18 protein-coding genes are annotated in these 18,480 nt (G+C 59.0%); 17 read left to right on the forward strand and 1 reads right to left on the reverse strand.

Features of this window, described 5'->3' with window-relative positions; translation table 11 throughout:
- Positions 1-3: 3 nt before the first annotated feature.
- From IFT53_RS21715 to trbI, 8 genes are read left to right on the forward strand one after another with little or no spacing between them, the layout of a single operon-like run.
- Positions 4-2,466 carry a conjugal transfer protein TrbE gene (locus IFT53_RS21715; RefSeq protein ID WP_192067940.1) on the forward strand — a complete coding sequence of 821 codons (2,463 nt, stop codon included), beginning with the start codon at positions 4-6 and terminating at the stop codon, positions 2,464-2,466.
- Entirely contained in the window at positions 2,438-3,247 is an 810-nt protein-coding gene (trbJ, locus tag IFT53_RS21720; RefSeq protein ID WP_192067942.1) for a P-type conjugative transfer protein TrbJ, read from the forward strand. The genes IFT53_RS21715 and trbJ overlap by 29 nt, the downstream gene beginning before the upstream one ends.
- Positions 3,244-3,471 (forward strand): entry exclusion protein TrbK, encoded by a 228-nt coding sequence (gene trbK, locus IFT53_RS21725; RefSeq protein WP_192067943.1) that lies wholly within the window; start codon positions 3,244-3,246, stop codon positions 3,469-3,471. Before trbJ ends, trbK begins: the two co-directional genes overlap by 4 nt.
- Entirely contained in the window at positions 3,465-4,655 is a 1,191-nt protein-coding gene (trbL, locus tag IFT53_RS21730) for a P-type conjugative transfer protein TrbL (protein ID WP_192067945.1), read from the forward strand. The genes trbK and trbL overlap by 7 nt, the downstream gene beginning before the upstream one ends.
- A 17-nt stretch (positions 4,656-4,672) precedes the next feature.
- A complete protein-coding gene (locus IFT53_RS21735) occupies positions 4,673-5,335 on the forward strand; it encodes a conjugal transfer protein TrbF (protein ID WP_192067947.1) in 663 nt (220 codons plus the stop codon).
- A gap of 17 nt (positions 5,336-5,352) precedes the next feature.
- Entirely contained in the window at positions 5,353-6,207 is an 855-nt protein-coding gene (gene trbG, locus IFT53_RS21740; RefSeq protein ID WP_192067948.1) for a P-type conjugative transfer protein TrbG, read from the forward strand.
- On the forward strand, positions 6,204-6,680 hold the full coding sequence (gene trbH, locus IFT53_RS21745) for a conjugal transfer protein TrbH (protein ID WP_192067950.1): 477 nt from the start codon (positions 6,204-6,206) through the stop codon (positions 6,678-6,680). Before trbG ends, trbH begins: the two co-directional genes overlap by 4 nt.
- Before the next feature lie 11 nt (positions 6,681-6,691).
- On the forward strand, positions 6,692-8,014 hold the full coding sequence (gene trbI / locus IFT53_RS21750) for an IncP-type conjugal transfer protein TrbI (protein ID WP_192067952.1): 1,323 nt from the start codon (positions 6,692-6,694) through the stop codon (positions 8,012-8,014).
- A gap of 78 nt (positions 8,015-8,092) precedes the next feature.
- On the opposite strand, the gene IFT53_RS21755 is transcribed toward trbI, so the two are convergent.
- Complete coding sequence (locus IFT53_RS21755) at positions 8,093-9,745, reverse strand: Na/Pi cotransporter family protein (RefSeq protein ID WP_192067954.1); 1,653 nt, start codon at positions 9,743-9,745, stop codon at positions 8,093-8,095.
- 253 nt (positions 9,746-9,998) lie between these two features.
- Here IFT53_RS21755 and IFT53_RS21760 point away from each other — a divergent pair, with 253 nt between their 5' ends.
- The 9 genes from IFT53_RS21760 (at position 9,999) to IFT53_RS21800 (ending at position 18,464) form a co-directional block, all read left to right on the forward strand.
- Entirely contained in the window at positions 9,999-10,808 is an 810-nt protein-coding gene (locus tag IFT53_RS21760; protein ID WP_192067956.1) for a DeoR/GlpR family DNA-binding transcription regulator, read from the forward strand.
- A gap of 57 nt (positions 10,809-10,865) precedes the next feature.
- Complete coding sequence (locus IFT53_RS21765; RefSeq protein WP_192067957.1) at positions 10,866-12,431, forward strand: ABC transporter substrate-binding protein; 1,566 nt, start codon at positions 10,866-10,868, stop codon at positions 12,429-12,431.
- Positions 12,432-12,489: 58 nt separating this feature from the next.
- A complete protein-coding gene (locus tag IFT53_RS21770; RefSeq protein ID WP_192067959.1) occupies positions 12,490-13,437 on the forward strand; it encodes an ABC transporter ATP-binding protein in 948 nt (315 codons plus the stop codon).
- Positions 13,434-14,450, forward strand: coding sequence for an oligopeptide/dipeptide ABC transporter ATP-binding protein (locus tag IFT53_RS21775; RefSeq protein WP_192067961.1), 1,017 nt, complete (start codon positions 13,434-13,436; stop codon positions 14,448-14,450). The genes IFT53_RS21770 and IFT53_RS21775 overlap by 4 nt, the downstream gene beginning before the upstream one ends.
- Positions 14,450-15,367, forward strand: coding sequence for an ABC transporter permease (locus tag IFT53_RS21780; RefSeq protein ID WP_192067963.1), 918 nt, complete (start codon positions 14,450-14,452; stop codon positions 15,365-15,367). The genes IFT53_RS21775 and IFT53_RS21780 overlap by 1 nt, the downstream gene beginning before the upstream one ends.
- Before the next feature lies 1 nt (position 15,368).
- Complete coding sequence (locus IFT53_RS21785) at positions 15,369-16,235, forward strand: ABC transporter permease (protein ID WP_192067964.1); 867 nt, start codon at positions 15,369-15,371, stop codon at positions 16,233-16,235.
- Positions 16,236-16,250: 15 nt separating this feature from the next.
- Positions 16,251-17,054: a glycerophosphodiester phosphodiesterase gene (locus IFT53_RS21790; protein ID WP_192067966.1), complete on the forward strand. Its 804-nt coding sequence runs from the start codon at positions 16,251-16,253 to the stop codon at positions 17,052-17,054.
- The gene (locus IFT53_RS21795) at positions 17,047-17,853 is read left to right on the forward strand and encodes an inositol monophosphatase family protein (protein ID WP_192067968.1); all 807 of its coding nucleotides are present in this window, start codon (positions 17,047-17,049) and stop codon (positions 17,851-17,853) included. The genes IFT53_RS21790 and IFT53_RS21795 overlap by 8 nt, the downstream gene beginning before the upstream one ends.
- Positions 17,854-17,933: 80 nt before the next feature.
- Positions 17,934-18,464 carry an NUDIX hydrolase gene (locus IFT53_RS21800; protein WP_192067969.1) on the forward strand — a complete coding sequence of 177 codons (531 nt, stop codon included), beginning with the start codon at positions 17,934-17,936 and terminating at the stop codon, positions 18,462-18,464.
- Positions 18,465-18,480 lie beyond the last annotated feature (16 nt).

The following is an 18,480-nucleotide window of genomic DNA, read 5'->3' on the forward strand; positions in this document are numbered from 1 at the left end:
GTGATGGTCGCCCTCAAATCATTCCGCCATTCCGGACCGTCCTTTGCCGATCTCGTTCCCTATGCCGGCCTCGTTGATAATGGCGTCATCCTGCTGAAAGACGGCTCGCTGATGGCCGGCTGGTATTTTGCCGGGCCGGATAGCGAAAGCTCGACCGACGCCGAGCGCAACGAGGTCTCGCGCCAGATCAACGCCACCCTTTCGCGGCTCGGCTCCGGATGGATGATCCAGGTCGAGGCCATCAGGGTGCCGACCGGTGATTACCCGACCGAGACTGAATCCCACTTTCCCGATCCCGTCACACGCGCCATCGACGATGAGCGACGAGCGCACTTTCAGAAGGAGAGGGGGCATTTCGAGAGCCGGCATGCACTGATCCTGACCTGGCGACCACCGGAGCCGCGACGCTCCGGTCTGACACGTTATATCTATTCGGATGTCGCAAGCCGCTCCGCCACGTACGCCGACAAGGCACTCGAGAGCTTTCTCACCTCCATCCGGGAGGTCGAGCAGTATCTCGCCAATGTCGTGTCGATCCGCCGGATGATGACCCGGGAAACGCCGGGCGGGTTCCGCGTCGCGCGCTACGACGAGCTCTTCCAGTTCATTCGTTTCTGCGTCACCGGAGAGAACCACCCAGTGCGCCTGCCGGACATCCCAATGTATCTCGACTGGTTGGTGACGGCCGAGCTGCAGCATGGCCTGACCCCAATGGTCGAGAACCGTTTTCTCGGTGTGGTGGCGATCGACGGGCTGCCAGCCGAGAGCTGGCCAGGCATTCTCAACACGCTCGACCTGATGCCACTTACCTATCGCTGGTCTTCCCGCTTCGTCTTCCTCGACGCCGAGGAAGCACGGGCAAGGCTCGAACGCACCCGGAAGAAGTGGCAGCAGAAAGTCCGGCCGTTCTTCGATCAGCTGTTCCAAACCCAGAGTCGCTCGGTCGATCAGGACGCCATGCTGATGGTGGCGGAAACCGAGGACGCCATCGCCGAAGCCTCCTCCCAGCTTGTCGCCTATGGTTATTACACGCCGGTCATCGTCATCTTTGAAGACGATGCGATCCGGCTCCAGGAAAAGTGCGAGGCGATCCGCAGGCTGATCCAGGCCGAAGGTTTTGGCGCCCGGATCGAAACGTTGAACGTCACCGATGCCTTTCTCGGCAGCCTGCCCGGCGTGTCCTACGCCAACATTCGCGAGCCGCTGATCAACACCCGCAATCTCGCCGATCTTATTCCGCTTGATTCCGTCTGGTCGGGCAGTCCAATCGCACCTTGCCCGTACTATCCGCCGGCCTCGCCACCGCTGATGCAGGTGGCATCGGGATCGACCCCATTTCGGCTCAACCTGCATGTCGATGATGTCGGACATACGCTGATCTTCGGCCCGACCGGTTCCGGCAAATCGACACTGCTGGCGCTGATCGCCGCGCAGTTCCGACGTTATGCCGATGCCCAGGTGTTCGCGTTCGACAAGGGCGGCTCGATGCTGCCTCTGACGCTGGGCCTTGATGGCGATCACTACCAAATCGGCAGCGATATCGGCCCGTCGGCTGGTGGCGAGGTGAGGGCACTTGCCTTCTGCCCGCTCGCCGAACTGTCGACCGACGGCGATCGGGCATGGGCCTCCGAGTGGATAGAGATGCTGGTGGCACTGCAAGGTGTGACCATCACCCCGGACTATCGCAACGCCATCTCCAGGCAGTTGGCGCTGATGGCGGAATCCCGTGGCCGATCGCTGTCGGACTTCGTTTCCGGCGTGCAGATGCGCGAGATCAAGGACGCACTGCATCACTATACCGTCGATGGTCCGATGGGCCAGTTGCTCGACGCCGAGCAGGATGGTCTGGCGCTTGGCGCGTTCCAGTGCTTCGAGATCGAGGAGCTGATGAACATGGGCGAGCGCAATCTCGTCCCCGTTCTCACCTACCTGTTTCGGCGCATCGAGAAACGCCTGACCGGCGCGCCTAGCCTGATCATTCTCGACGAGGCCTGGTTGATGCTCGGCCATCCGGTGTTTCGCGACAAGATCCGCGAATGGTTGAAGGTGTTGCGCAAGGCCAATTGCGCCGTTGTGCTCGCCACCCAGTCGATTTCCGACGCGGAGCGCTCCGGGATCATCGATGTGCTGAAGGAATCCTGCCCAACGAAAATCTGCCTGCCGAACGGCGCGGCGCGCGAGCCGGGAACTCGTGAATTCTATGAGCGCATCGGCTTCAACGAACGGCAGATCGAGATCGTCGCGACCGCCATTCCCAAACGCGAATATTACGTCGTGTCCCCGGAGGGCCGAAGGCTCTTCAACATGGCGCTCGGTCCAGTCGCGCGCTCGTTTGTCGGGGCGACGGGCAGGCAAGACCTCAAGCGCATTCGCGCCCTGCATTCCGAACACGGGGCTTCATGGCCTCTCCACTGGCTCCAGCAAAGGGGGATCGCCCATGCCGAGACACTTTTCCCGACCGAATAACATGGCACGCGCCATTGCCGTAACGGCCATCATTCTCCCCGCTATGCTCCCGGCTTCTGCTCAGGCCGGCGGCGTGACGGGTCAGGCGACCGAATGGACACAGATCGCTAACAATACTGAACTGATCTCGCTGGTCGGCAAGTCGGCCGAACAGGTCAACAACCAGATTACCCAGATCTCGCAGCTGGCCGAGCAGATCCAGAACCAGATCAAGATCTACAACAACATGCTGCAGAACACCGCCCAATTGCCAAACCACATCTGGGGTCAGGTCGAAAGCGACCTGAAGAACCTGCAAAACGTCGTGGCGCAAGGGCAGGGCGTCGCATTTTCGATGGGCAGTATCGACGACGTGCTCAAGCAGCGTTTCCAAAGCTTTGCCGAGATGAAGAGCAACCTGCCCGATGCAGCAAGTTTCTCATCGACATACCAGAACTGGTCCGACACCAACCGCGATACGATAGGAGGCACCCTGAAAGCCGCAAACCTGACGGCGGACCAGTTTTCGAGCGAGGAAAGCACGATGTCGTCGCTGCGGTCGATGTCAGAGACATCAGACGGGCAGATGAAGGCGCTGCAGGTCGGGCATCAGATCGCTGCCCAGCAGGTCGCACAAATGCAAAAGCTGCGGGGCCTCGTTGCTAGCCAAATGACCATGATGGGCACCTGGTTTCATTCGGAACAGGCGCAAAAGGATCTCGCCCAGGCGCGTCGGGAACAATTCTTCAGCGGAAGCGAGCATGACATCCGCGGCGGGCAGACGATGGAGCCCCGCTGGTGAGCCCGCGTCTTGTCATCATCCTTGCTGTCGTGGGGATCGTCGCAATCGGTCTCGGCGTCGCCAGATGGATCGTTCAGCCGCCTGCGGCACGCCTGTCCGGAGCGGGCGATACGTCACCGCAAGCTGCATCCGACGCAGACCGCCGCGCTCACCGAGAGAAGTTCTTTGGCGGTGGTGCCAACCGCGACATTCGCGGCGGCCAGGAGATGAAGCCAAGATGGTGATCGTTCCTCCCTCCCGGCGCATCGAGCGCGCCTTCGTCGCGATCGGCCTCGTCCTGATCGCGAGCACGCCGGCATTGGCACAACAAGGTCAAGTGCTGACGACCCTGGAGAACTCCGTCGTTGCGGCCGCGAAAGGCTGGGAAACGACTGTGATGAAGGCTGCGCGTTCGCTGTTCTGGATCCTGGCCGGCATCGAGATCGGCATCGCCGCGGTCTGGCTGGCGATCAGTGCTGCTTCGCTCGACAGCTGGTTCGCAGAGCTCGTGAAACGCATCATGTTCATCGGGCTGTTTGCCTTCATCCTTGACCAGGGGCCTGCCTTCGCCAAGGCTGTCGTCGACAGCCTCTACCAGATTGGCGCTGGCGGAGGGTCGGCCTCGCCCGCCAACATTTTCGACGCCGGCATTCGTGTCGCGACCAAGATGTCCGAACAGGCGAAGTTCGGACTGTGGGAAGATAACGCGCTCGCTATCGCCGCCGTCTTCGCCATGGTCGTGGTCGTCGTCTGCTTCTCGCTCGTTGCCGCCATCTTCGTCTCGGTTATGGTTGAGATGTATGTCGGCCTGCTTGCGGGCATGATCATGCTCGGACTGGGTGGTACGTCCTATACCAAGGACTTTGCCATCAAATATCTGGTCTATGCCTTTTCCGTCGGCATGAAGCTGATGGCGCTGGTGATGATCGCGAAAATCGGCTCGGACATCCTGCTGGGCCTGGCCGAGGCCCCGACAGCCACATCAGAACAGTTCATCACGACGTTGGCGATCGCCGGCATCTCGGTCGTGGTCTTCGTCATCGCCATGTATGTGCCGCCAATCCTTCAAGGCGTGGTCCAAGGCGCCTCCGTAACCAGTGGCATGGAAGCCATCCGCCATGGGGGACAGGCGGCATCTTTTGCGGCGGGTGCCGGCTTTCTGGCGACGGCAGCAGCCAGCAGGGGTTTTCAGGCAGCAGGCGCGGCGAGGGCAGGGGGATCGCCCCTTGGTGGTGCCGCCATGCGGGGCATGGAGGCAAGCATCGGCGGTGCGGCAGGTGCGCTCAGTTCGGCCGCGAAGGACAAGGCGATCGGGTCGCCCGGAGCCTATGCCGGATCGCTGCTGGGGCTTGCCAATGCCAAACTCGACCAGCAGCCGGGTCGTCCCGCATCGCCGCCTCCACCGCCGCCCTTTAACGAGACCAAATAACTGGAGGCCGATCCGCAATGGCCGGACAAAACATGCCCGAAAATCCCTATATCGCCGCCCGCAACGAATGGAACGAGCGCTATGGATCCTACGTGAAGGCCGCCGCCGCATGGCGCATCGTCGGTATCGCCGGCATGACCATGGCCGTGATCGGCTTTGGCTATGCGCTGTACCAGAGCACCCAGGTCAAGCTCGTTCCCTATATCGTCGAGGTCGACAAGCTCGGCACGGCCGTCAATGCCGGCTACCCGCAGCAGATCGAATACGCAGATCCGCGTGTGGTACGTGCCACCCTCGGCAGCTTCGTCTCGAATTTTCGCAGTGTGACGCCGGATGCGGTCGTGCAGAAGCAGTATATCGACCGAACCTATGGGCTACTGAGGACATCCGATCCAGCGACCGAGAAGGTCAATGCCTGGTTTCGCTCGAACTCACCGTTTGAGAAAGCGAAGAACTCGACGGTGGCCATCGAGGTGAACAACATCGTCGCGCTGTCGAACCAGAGCTACCAGATGGACTGGACCGAATTCGAGCGCGACCGGCGCGGCAAGGAAACCGCCGTCCGCCGCTTCCGGGGGATCGCAACCGTGACCCTGACGCCGCCGCAGGACGAGGGTGTCATTCGCTTGAACCCCATCGGTCTTTATCTCCGCGACTTCGACTGGACAGCACAGCTTTGAAAGGCATGGCCCCTGATATGATCACCCTACGCACAAGAACACGGGCCACGCTGAGGGGCGCTTTCGCCTCGGGACTGTTGGCGTCTTCAGTGGTCGCTCCTCTGCATGCATATGCTGCCGATAGCGTCACAGCCAACGAAGCAAAGGGCATGGGTATCTCTACCCAGTGGCGCGGCTCGCGCGGTCTGGTGACCAAGGGTGCCGACGGAAAGGTGCTCTTCCTTTACGGCGAGGTACAACCCTCCGTCGTCTGCTCGCCGCTGCAGGTTTGCGATATCGAGCTTCAGGGCGGCGAGGTCGTCCGAGACGTGCTGGTCGGCGACACTGTACGCTGGAAGGTGGAGCCTGCGACATCAGGGGCTGCCGGCGGCCAAGCCATCCACCTGATCGTCAAACCGTCGGAGCCGGGTCTCGTGACCTCGATGGTGGTGACAACGTCGCGTCGCACCTATCACATCCAGCTCAAGTCTCATTCGATCCAGTATATGGCGCGTGTCGGGTTCGAATATCCTGAAGATGTTTCGACAAAGCTTGCCGACATCAACGCGAGGCTGGAGGCAAGCAGCATCCCGGGCGCTGGTGTTCCCGCCGAACAGTTGAACTTTTCCTATTCGGTCTCGGGCAAGGCCGGCTGGCGGCCGACACGGGTCTATTCCGATGGGCTCAAAACCTACATCCAATTTCCTCGTTCGATCTCCGGCCAAGATGCGCCCGTTCTGTTTGTCACATCTGGCGGGCAGAACCGTATCGTCAACTATCGGATGAAGGGCGACATAATGGTCGTCGATTACCATGTCGATCGTGCGGTGCTCGTGTCTGGTGTCGGTTGGAAACAGGAAAGGATCATCATCAAGCGGGGAGGGCGGTCATGAACATCCCTCTCTACCATTCGCGCGCCTTGCAACCCCTCCGCAACCTTGCCGCAGCCTGCGCCCTAGCCGCCCTTCTTTCCGGATGCCAGTCGACCGAAACAGAAGGGCTCGTTTCCAGCACCGCACCGCCGGATATCTCCGGTCCCGCCGCCAGCGCAATCGCCGGCGATATGGTCAGCCGCCTTGCCGAACAGATCGGGCCGGGAAAGGCGACCGTTGCGCTGAAAGCGGATGCCTCACCGTTCGGACAGGCGCTGGAAACAGCCCTTAAGGGATGGGGATATGCTGTGATCACCGACCAGAAGACCGATAGCGGCGCAACCATCATCCCGCTCGCCTATGTGATCTTGGACGTCGATGGTCAGGTGCTGGCCCGTCTATCGACAAACAGCGTCGAGCTCGGCCGCGCTTATTCCGTCACGGCAAGTGGCGCGACGCCCGCAAGCGCCGTGTCGCTCATGCGGCGCGGGTGAGGGAGGATCACATGGTGCAATCTCTCAATCTCGGCGGCGCGCCAAACAGTCAGGCCCCATCCACTATCCGGCGGATCAACCGTCTGCCGATCATCGTCATTGTCGTCTTGGCGGTCACGTTTCTTGGCGTAATTTTTTATGGGCTCGCCTCGCGCGGGCTTTACTTCGGCAAGGACACCGGCCCGGAGACCAGTTCAGGCAACCCGGCCTCGACCTATGCCGACCAGATCAAACGCGGCGTCACCGATGGTATTATCGGCGAGCCGCAGCAGCAGACCATCTTCCAGCCGACGCCGGTCGAGACGAAACAGGTTGATGAAAAGGCCAGCAATCCCTTCACGCCGCAGCCAGGGCAACGCGAGGTGCCGCAGCGCGGTCAGGACCTCGAAGCGGAAGCCGTCTGGCGGGCTCGTCTTCTTCGAGAACAACAGGAACAGGTTCTGCGTGAGCAGCAGCGCCAGCGGATGGCCCGCCTGCAGGCGAACAACGCTGCCTATGATGCGCCGCTTTCCATCGATCGCGGCAAATTGGGCTGGCGTGCTGAAACGCATGATGCGACCGCAGACACGGCGGCAAGAGCCGCAACGACTTCAGCGAACGCGGCAAGTGGTCCCGATCTCTATGCGGCCGCGTTGCGCGCCGGGCTCGGTGGTCAAAACGTTGATCCCAATGCGCAAGCCGCCAAGGAAGACTTCTTCAACGCCGATCTCAAGGACCTCGGCTATCTGCCGAGCCGTGTCGTGCCCCAACAATCACCCTTCGAGCTAAAGCGCGGTTCGGTCATTCCGGCAACACTGATCACGGGGATCAACTCCGATCTTCCCGGCCGGATCACCGCCCAGGTGAGCCAGAGCGTTTACGACAGCGCGACAGGCCATCGTCTGCTCATTCCGCAAGGAACGAAGCTCTTCGGTCGCTATGACAGCAAGGTGTCTTTTGGTCAGAAACGCGTTCTCGTCGTGTGGACAGATATCATCTTCCCGAATGGATCGACGTTGCAGATCGGCGGCATGTCGGGAACTGATGCGCAAGGGCATAGTGGTTTCAGCGACAAGGTGAACAACCATTATTTGAAAACGTTCGGCTCGGCGGTGCTGATTGCTCTGATCGGGACTGGTATCGACATGGCCGTTCCGGAAAGTTCGACGCTCGCGACCCAGGACACGGCCTCGGATGCGACGCGGCGGAATTTTGCAGAGACGTTTGGGCGGGTTGCGGACCGGACAATCCAACGGAACATGGACGTTCAGCCAACGCTCGAAATACGGCCCGGCTACAAGTTCAATGTGCTTGTCAATCAAGACATCGTTTTCCCGGGAGCCTTCAAAGGCTGACCATCGGCTGGGACAGTCGACAAGGATGGCTCGATCTAGCGCGGTCGTGCCCGATCAGGACATCCAACCCTGGAGAGCTTAATCTGCCGAAACCCTGACAATGAGGCGGCTTTCACCAAGAAGCCCCTGCTCATCCATGATCGGGTGGGCGACCGACACAATGTGGGCGTTGATGCGCTTGAGATCCCGAAGAATATCGAGATGAAGTGAGCTCGTCTGAAGGCTATCTGCGCGACCGTTCCTCAGCCGCTCCAGGTGTCGCTCGGAAGATTGTTTTTCCATGTTTCGAACTTCAACCTTTCTCTCCATCAATTGCTGGGCGAGATTGAAGTCACGCGTGATCAGGATCGTTTGCGAAATTCGCAAGTTGTCGATCGTCAGCTTGAACAACTGCTGTAGCTCGGCGAAACCATCGTCGGAAAACTTCAGCCCCTGGGCAACCTTCCTCCGCACTGCCGGCAATAGGCCCTTCTCGATGATGTCACCAATATGCTCGAGGTTGATGGCATAATCGATGATGACGATCGACTTGCGCCCTTCGTCCTCTGAAAGACCTGTCCGTCCGAGCTTCGACAGATAGACCTTGATCTCCTGCTGCAAGCGATCGACCCGAGCTTCTAGTGCGGGGATCTCGCGAAGCCCGATTTCGTTGTTATGGTCAAACGCGTCGGATGCTTTCACCAGCATTTTCTCAATCACGTCCCCGACACCGAGTACCTCTCTGGCGGCGCTGGAAAGTGCCACGACCGGCGTCGAGAGTTCCGCTGGATCAAGATATTTTGGCGCGTCTCCCGATTGCATCTGTTCGGGTACCAAGATCGTCATCCAGCGTGCCAATAGCCTCGAGAACGGCCAGGCAAGCAGTGCGAGAAAGAGGTTGAAGGCGAGGTGCACATCGACCGGCAGCTTTGTCGCGGCGAGGGGGACCATCGCAAGCAAATCAGCCGCTACCTGTGCCCCAGGGAGGGCAATCAGACAACCAGCGGTGCGCACGATAAAATTGCCAAGTGTCACACGTCGTGCCGCACCGGAACCTGACAAAGACGCAATCACCGGTGGAACGGCACCTCCGAGATTGGCACCAAGCACCAATGCGACGACAAGTCCACCAGAGAGCATGCCGGTCGACGATAATGACAAAATCAGGATAACCGCCGCGAGGCTAGACGATGACAGTATGGCGATCACCGCCGAAAAAATCATTGCTACCGGCCACGCGTTGTCAAGCAGCCCGATGAAGGCAGCAAGCGCAGGCGACTGACGGAGGGGCTCGGTCGCACTGCTCAAGAGATGCAGCGAAAGCAACATGAGGGCAATTCCGATTAAAGCGGTGCCAGCGCCCTCCCGTGCCGTGGAATTACTTCTATAGAAGAAGATGCCGACGAACAGCAGAACTGGCGAAATCCATTCGATTCCTGTCGCTACTATCCAGGCCGTTACGGCTGTTCCAACGTTGGCGCCAAGAAGCACCACCTGGGCCATCCTTGGTTTGATCAGCTCGCGCTCGACGAAGGACGACACCATCAGCGCGGTTGCCGTTGAACTTTGCAACGCGACTGTCGCGACAAAACCCGACGCGAATGACCGAAGGCTTCCCTTGGTGCCGCTAGCCAGTCCTGTACGAAGCTTCGCGCCAAGCGCACGGGTCGCTCCATCCTTGACCAGTGCTAGCCCGAAAAGAAGCAGCGCCACCGCTCCGAGCAAATTTATCATGACGACAGTGGAATTCATTTTTTTGAGCTCCGTTCGATTTCGAGTTGTCTGGCGTGTCGGTTCAGCAAGACGCGATCTTTTGCCGTCTGCGAATGTAGAGCTCTAAGATGCAGCCCTCACTATGATCGATATCGATCACTGGCTCAAGTGTTCTCGATTTTGCGCTCGTGATCATCTCGCTCAGACAATAAGTTTGTCTTCTATAATGTTGCAAAGCAGCATGTTTTGTCATTAATCTGTCATTTGACAAAGATAGATAACAATCATACGAATGATCGAATTAGATCACCTTTCGAAGAGAGACACCGTGCTTACAGCCGCTCAGGACCGCCAGGCAAAAATTGCAGACCTGCTTCGCGAGGAGCAGTTTGTCGCGATCAATACGCTGACTGAACGTTTTCAAATCTCGCTGGCAACGGCGCGACGCGATCTTGGCGACCTCGAGCAGGCCGGCGTACTTCGCCGGACGCATGGTGGTGCGGTTAGCGTCAATCAGGTCGGTCAGGACCCAACGCATGCTGCGCGCGCCATCTCGCGCCAATCAGAAAAGGCAGCCATTGCTGCCGTCGCCGCGGGGATGATCGCCGATGGTGACGCAGTCTTTCTCGATGCCGGAACGACCGCACTCGAGGTCGCCAAGATCCTGTCGGCTCGCAAGGGTCTGACGCTGATCTCCAACGGTCTCGATATTGTAGCCGAGCTCTCCCGGGGCGAAGGCAACACCATTTATTCCGTCGGTGGTGAGTTCACCGATACGAACCGCTCCTATCGCGGACCGCATGCGGAAAGCTTCATTCGCCAGTTCAACGCCGACAAGCTGATCCTCAATGCCAGCTCGATCGATCTCGATCGCGGCCAGATCTGCACATCGACACCGATGAACGCCAGCGTTCAGAAAGCCATGATCGAAGTCTCGAGCCGTGTGATCGTGGTCGCCGACCACTCGAAGTTCACGAAATCCAGCCTGTCGGTCACAGCAAAAATCGAGGACGTCGGTGTGATTATCACTGACGTCGGCACCAGGACCATCATCGACACGGTGCCAGAAAAATTGCGGAGGAAGTTCGTGATCGCGAACTAGGGCTCGATGTCCCCGCCAATCCGTCAATAGAAACTTGTTAAGTCCGGGAGAGGACCGATGGTAAAAACTGATCGCAGAAATTTCCTAATTGGCGCAAGCGTTGCCGCGCTCGCATCAACCACCAGTCTGAAATTCGCCTTTGCAGCGGATCGCCGCGCGTTGCGGATCGGCGTCAACGGCCTGCCGAGTTCGCTTGAGCCGATCAACGGTATCAGCAACACCGGTCCCCGCATCATCAACCAGATCTTCGACACTCTCATCCGTCGCGACTATTTCGCTGACGGCGCAAAGGGCAATGGCATCAAGCTGGTGCCGGCACTCGCCGAAAGCTTCGAGCGCATCGATGACAAGTCGGTACGCTTCAAGCTGCGTCAAGGCGTTAAATTCCACAACGGCGCCGAGATGACGGCCGAGGACGTAGCCTTTACCTTCTCTTCCGAACGTCTATGGGGTGACGAAGCAATCAAGACCGTCCCGAACGGCCGCAATTTCTCGCCGAACTGGGATGAGCCAGTCGTCGAGGACAAGTACACCGTCGTTTTGCGGACCAAGACGCCGTCCTATCTCATTGAAAAATTTCTCGGCTCCTGGCTGGGTCCCATCGTTCCGAAGGAATATTACAAGAGCCTTGGCGCGGTCGCCTTCGGCAACAAGCCGATTGGTACCGGTCCGTACATGTTCCAGGAACTAGTTGCCAACGACCACGTCACGCTAGAAGCCAACGACGCTTATTGGGGTGAAAAGCCCACGGCCTCGAAAATCACCTATCAGGTCGTCGCTGAACCGGCGACACGCGTCGCCGGTCTCATCAGCGGCGAATACGATATCATCACCACTTTGACGCCGGACGACTTGGCGCTGATTGATGGATACTCGGACCTCGAAACACGGGGCACGCTGATCGAGAACGTCCATATGTTCACCTTCAACATGAACCAGCCGATCTTCCAGAACAAGACGCTCCGCCGGGCTCTTGGCCTCGCAGTCAACCGTCCGTTGATGGTCGAAGCGCTCTGGAAGAAAACCGCGTCCATTCCGAACGGTTTCAACTTCCCGCACTATGGGGCAAGTTTCGATCCGAACCGCAAAGCGATGGAATACAACATCGAAGAAGCCAAGCGCCTGGTCAAGGAAAGCGGCTACGACGGCACTCCGATTACCTATCACACGATGGGTAACTACTACGCAAACGCCGTACCGGCGCTGATGATGATGATCGAGATGTGGAAAGCGGTTGGCATTAACGTCGTGCCTAAGATTTACGCTCCGGGAACGACACCTAAGGATCCCGACATCTTCATCCGTAACTGGTCGAATGGCCAGTGGCTGACAGATGGGCTCACGACCCTGGTATCCGAGTTCGGTCCTGGCCGAGGCATCCAGAAGCGCTGGGGCTGGAAAGCTCCTGCCGAGTTCAATGAACTTTGCGACAAGGTTGCTCAGATGAAGGACGGAGAAGAGCGCTCGGCCGTCTTCAACCGCCTGCGCGATATCTTCGAGGACGAGGCTCCTGCCGTGCTCTTGTATCAGCCTTATGACGTCTATGCCGCGCGCAAGGATGTCCAGTGGAGCCCTGTCTCGTTCGAGACAATGGAATTCCGCAAAAACCTGAACTTCAAATAACGACGAACAGACAAAAATGGCAGTGCGCATCCGTGCGCACTGCCCCTGGGAGGGAAGAATGTCTACTTTGTTGAATGTCCGTAATCTCGTGGTCGAGGTTCCGGCACAAAAAATCAAAATCATCGACGACGTGAGCTTCTCGCTGGAGGCCGGGCAGACGCTTGGTCTGGTCGGAGAATCCGGCTGCGGCAAGAGCATCACCTGTTTTGCCGTTGGCAACATGCTTCCTCGCGGGATCGCCCAGACGGCTGGCTCGATCGATTTCGGAACGGATCCGGCGACAGTTGGTAAGGTCGGAAAACCGACCATCGCGATGATTTTCCAAGACCCTACGAGTAGCCTCAACCCGGTCCATACAATCGGCTATTACCTTGAATCGGCGCTCTACCGCCATCAGGGCCTAAGAGGCAGTGACGCTCGAATGGAGGCCATGCGTCTTCTTGAGCGGGTGGGTATTGACCGGGCCAAGAGCCGGCTTCGTTCGTATCCGCATCAGTTTTCCGGTGGCATGAACCAGCGGGTGATGATTGCTCATGCCCTTGCGGCCAAACCCCAGCTTTTGATTGCAGACGAACCAACGACAGCGCTGGACGTGACGATGCAGGCACAGATCCTTCATCTGCTCGAAGAGCTGAAAGCTGAAACCGGCATGGCCCTGATCATCGTTTCGCACGATCTGGGTGTCATCGCGCGTTTGGCCGACCGGGCAGCCGTGATGTATTGCGGAAAAATCGTAGAGACCGCACCGGTCGCTGAATTGCTGGACAGGCCAGCGCACCCATATGCGCGCGCGCTTATCGACTGCATGCCGAGCATCGATGCGGCCGATCTCGAGCCGCCGGTTCCCATCCCGGGTTCGGTCCCGCTTCTCGATAGCCTGCCTGAAGGCTGTTATTTCCATCCTCGCTGTTCTCGCGCGAGCGGTAAATGCACCGCTCGCTTCCCGGTGCCTGCAAGGATCGGCCTCGCCCACGAAGCCGCTTGCTACCATCCGGTGGCCGCATGACCACACATCTCCTTCAGACACGCCGCCTGTCCAAGGCGTTCAGGCACAAGACTGGTTTCTTCGCCAAGCCAACCAGCCAGTTCGCATGCAATGCCATTGATCTGGAGCTCGCCCCACGCGAGCGGTTGGGGGTTGTCGGCGAGTCCGGTAGCGGTAAGTCCACGCTCGGCCGGCTTCTCTTGGGACTGACCCCGCCAACCAGCGGTGACATCTGGTTCGAGGGTGTCGACCACAAGGAACGAAACTCACAGGACTGGAAGCAGTTTCGCATCAGAACATCGCTCGTGCAGCAAAACCCATTGTCCGCCCTGAATCCGCAGATGACGATCGGTCAGCAGGTTGCCGAGGGCCTCCTGGTGCATCATGTGGCTGATCGGTCAGGCGCCTATGAACGAGCCGCAGCCATGCTTGGGCGTGTCGGCCTGTCGAGTGCGATGATGGGCCGCTATCCCCACCAGATGTCGGGCGGCCAGAGACAGCGCGTGGTTATTGCTCGTGCTCTGATTCTCGATCCCAAGCTCGTCGTCTTCGACGAGGCTGTCTCTGCGCTGGACGTTTCGGTGCAGGCGCAGGTCGTCGCATTGTTGCGCGAGCTTTGGCAGGAGCTCGATCTCGCCTATGTCTTTATCACACATGATCTTCGCATCGTTCGTCATCTCGTTGATCGCATTGCCGTCATGTATCTCGGCCGTATCGTCGAAACCGGAGATATAAAGTCGGTTTACCAGTGGCCACGCCATCCCTACACGCGCGCGCTTCTGGCTTCCGTTCCGACAATGGACCCAACCGTTCGGAACATTGAGCCGCCGATCAAGGGCGAACTCGACGCCTCAAACGTCGCGCAGGGTTGTGCGTTCCGTTCGCGCTGTCCATTCGCAATCGATAGATGTGCGACCGAGACCCCCGTCCTTCGACCGGTCGCCGGTCAGCAAGTCGCATGCCACCGGGCAGAGGAATTCCCGCAGTCGATCACGTCGTCCCCAGAAACCGCACCGCAGAAGGAGATCGCGTAATGGGAGCGTTTATCCTAACCCGTGTCGTCCGGGCTCTTATCGTCCTGGTGGCGACTGTGACAGTCGTTTTCGTCGTTATTCGCCTGAGCGGAGACTCCGCGCAGCAGATGCTTTCCGACACGGCGAGCCCGGAGGCTCTGGCGGCATTTCGCACAAAGTGGGGGCTGGATCGAACGATCTTCGAGCAGTACATGATCTATGTCGGTAATGCGGTGCGCGGAGACTTTGGCACGTCTTATGCCGACGGCCGCGAGGTCTTCGAGGTTGTCAGCGAGCGAATTCCGAAGACGTTGCTTCTGACGGTATCTGCCTTCTTCCTCAGCATGTTGATTGGCATTCCCGCCGGTATCCTTGCAGCGGTGCGCCGCGAGTCCGCTGTCGACAAGGGTGTCATGGCAGGAGCGGTGCTTGGCTACAGCATCCCGAACTTCCTGCTCGGGCTGGTGTTCGTTTTCGTTTTCGCCGTCTGGCTGCGCGTGCTCCCGAGCTCCGGGAGTTCGTCGTGGAAGCATATGATCCTGCCGGTAGCAACGTTTGCCCTCTTCAATGCGGCGGCGATTGCGCGGTTCATGCGTTCAACGCTGATCGACGTGCTGGGGCAACCCTACATAGCCGCTGCGCGCGCAGATGGGATCCCGAACTGGGAGATCATCGTCCGGCATGCTTTGCCGAACGCTGCGATTCCGATGGTAACCACGCTAGGTTTTACTGCCGGTGGTCTGCTGGGCGGCGCTGTGCTCATCGAACCGGTCTTTGCGTGGCCAGGCCTAGGTAGCGGGTTTGTCGCCGCCACCAGCAGTGGTGACCTCTCGGTTGTTCAAGCGATGATCCTGTTGTTTACCGCCTTCATGGTGACCATCAATCTGACCGTCGACGTCCTCTACGCGGTTCTCAACCCCAAGATCAGGAAGCAGTGACATGACGACAGCGACATCATCGCGTTCGTACACGAGCGCCATTTGGGCCCCTTTCCACCGCATGCCGATCAGCATCGGCGCGTGCTGCACATGGATCGCAATCGTCATCTTCATCGGCGTTTCGGCGCGATGGGTGGCGCCCTTCGACTACCTCCATCAAGACCCTCTAGCCCGCTTTGCCAAACCGTTTCTGTCCGCCGCCCATTTTCTCGGGACCGATTACCTTGGCCGAGACGTGGTCAGCAATCTTCTGGTCGCAACCCAGACGACGCTGATGATTGCTATCATCGGATCGATCATCTGTGCTTTGGTCGGGACCAGCCTTGGTCTGCTCGCCGCCCACTTCGGTGGCTGGGTAGATAATGCGATCATGGGGTTTTCCGACGCCATGGCGTCGATTCCCTTTATCATCGTCGCACTCGGCGTATTGGCAATCTTCGGATCCAGCCCCCTCCTGTTCGTGTTCCTGGTCGGGTTTGCAAACTGGGAGCGCTACGCTCGCCTGACACGCGGGTTGGTTTTAAGCGCCAAGGAAGAGGGCTATGCGGAGGCCGCCCGGATCGTCGGCGTTCCGCCGATGCGCATTTATCTGCGCCATATGCTCCCGAATATCGCCGGGCCGCTCATCGTGCAATTCACGGTCAATTTCCCGGAAATCATTCTGCTTGAAAGCGGCCTGAGCTTCCTCGGCCTTGGCATCCAGCCGCCGGCGACGAGCCTGGGCCTAATGGTGGCAGAAGGTCGGAATTATCTGGCGATCGCATGGTGGCTGGCTGCGTTCCCCGGCGCCTTGATCGTGCTTACGACCCTGTCGATCAGCCTGCTCGGCGACTACCTCCGCGACCGTCTCGACGCGCGCCTCCGTTAAACGAAAGGAAAAAAAATGAACCCGCTGACAATGACACCAAAGACGATGCGTGTCGCCGGCCACCGCGGCCACAGTGAAGGTGCGCCGGAAAACACGTACGCCGCATTTCGCAAGGCGCTCGAATATGCCGGACCCGGCGTGACATGCGAAACCGATCTGCGTATCACCGGCGACGGCGAGCTCGTCCTGATCCACGATGAGACCGTGGATCGCACGACCGACGGCCACGGACTTGTCAACAATATGACCTATGCCGAAATCGAGACCTTGAGTGCCGGCCGCTGGTTTGATGGGGAATTCGCGGAGGAACGGGTGCCGCGTCTAGCCGACGCCCTGCAGTTTGCTCGTGAGCATGGCATAATCTACCAGCTCGAATTGAAGACCTACGGTCAGGACGATGTCTTCTTCCCAAGGCTGAAGGCGCTGATTGAGGAGCTGGGCTGCGCCGATTTGCTGCAGTTTTCGTCGTTCGATTTCGTGCAACTGCGCGCATTAAAGAAAGCGATCCCGGACGTTCCAACGGTCGGCCTTTCTCATTCCCGTCTGATCGACCCGGCGGCGATTGCCCTTGAGGCAAACGTCGACGCGATCAACCTGGAGATCCATCATTTCCCAAGCGGCGAGGCACGCCAATTGCACGAAGGCGGCATCGCAACTTTCCTGCACGTGCCACCTCCAAGCAAGCTGAAGACCCTCAAGACCTATGGCGTCGATATCGAGGCTAACGTCGTTGAATGGATCCGCGAAGGTCAACTCGACCAGTTGATCAGCAACGATGTGTCACAGGTCGTCCGGCTAAAGGACATGGCCAATGCATGATTCGATTACGAAGGCCTCGGTCGAGACAATCATCGAAGGAATCGCTCGGGAGGCGGGAAATCTTGCCCTTGAACAGTTTCGGTCGCTGGCATGTCTGCCCGTCGAAAAGAAGGGGCACCTTGATCTTGTGACGGAGGCCGACAGGCAGGTCGAGGACTTGTTGATCGCGCGTCTCAAACAGGCCTATCCGGACGACGGTATCTACGGAGAGGAGCGCGGTGAACTCGCTGGGACGTCTGGTCGGATCTGGGTCATTGACCCAATCGACGGAACCTTCAATTTCGTTCGAGGCGGCGACAACTGGGCGATCTCAATCGGTCTGTTTGAAAACCGCCGCCCGACCTTCGGAGTGATCTACGCACCAGCTCGCGACCAGATGCTGGTGGGTGGCATGTCGGTTCCCTCACAGCTTAACGGGAAAGCGTTGTTACCGCTGCGTCCGCTCGACATGTCGCAGGCGGCCATGAGCTTTGGCATCCACCCGACAGTGGCCACGGAAGATCGCGTCGAACTGATGCGGTTCATGTCAGATGAGCTGCGCATCAGCTTCCGGTTCTGCGGGTCGGCGACGCTATCGTTCATCTCGGTCGCACTGGGTGAGACCGACGGTTACCTCTCTCTTGGCGACTCGACATGGGATGTCATGGCGGCTTTACCGATCCTGGCCAATCTTGGCGTCTCGCACACCATCGACTGGGACAATACCGACCTGTCGCAGAAGCTGCGGTTTGCATGTGGTGGCGATGAATTTGTCAGCCGGCTTCAGCCGCTCCTGCAGAACGTGGCGGCTTCCGCGTAATTGTTGGCAAATGACTGAAATCTGGTGCCGCGCACGGTCGCGGCACCCAGAAGCCACAGCATGAAAGGGTTGATCACGCCATGGCCGGTGAGCTTTCAAGGCAAACATCGCTGTCTCAGCGCGCGTGCGTTACTGACAAGCTTTCTCATGGCCACCTCAGGATGCAGTATGCGGCGATTTGCTATCGCCAAAATAGCAGCGACGGATCGATCGAAGTTCTTCTGATCACGAGCAGGGATAGCGGGCGCTGGGTCATTCCAAAGGGGTGGCCAATGCGGAAGAAGAAGCCCCACGAGGTTGCGCGTCAGGAAGCATGGGAAGAGGCAGGCGTGCGCGGGCGCGTGCGTAAAAAGGCATGGGGCCACTACACGTATATGAAGAAGCTCAATGACGGTGAACTAGTGCCCGCCATAGTCCTGGTTCACTTGCTTGATGTGGCGCAAATGGAAGACGACTTCCCGGAGCGCCATCAACGCAGACTCGCATGGTTCATGCCAAGCATCGCTGCTTCGGCTGTGGAGGAGCCAGAACTGAGCGGGCTCATCACCAAACTCGAACTACTCAATTCAGACGAGGGTCGTTCGTGCCGAGTGCCTGAACCATCGAGATGATCACCTTCCACGCCGA

Origin of the sequence: Rhizobium sp. CFBP 13644 (genome assembly GCF_014842165.1) — a bacterium.
GTDB lineage: Bacteria > Pseudomonadota > Alphaproteobacteria > Rhizobiales > Rhizobiaceae > Agrobacterium > Agrobacterium tumefaciens_C.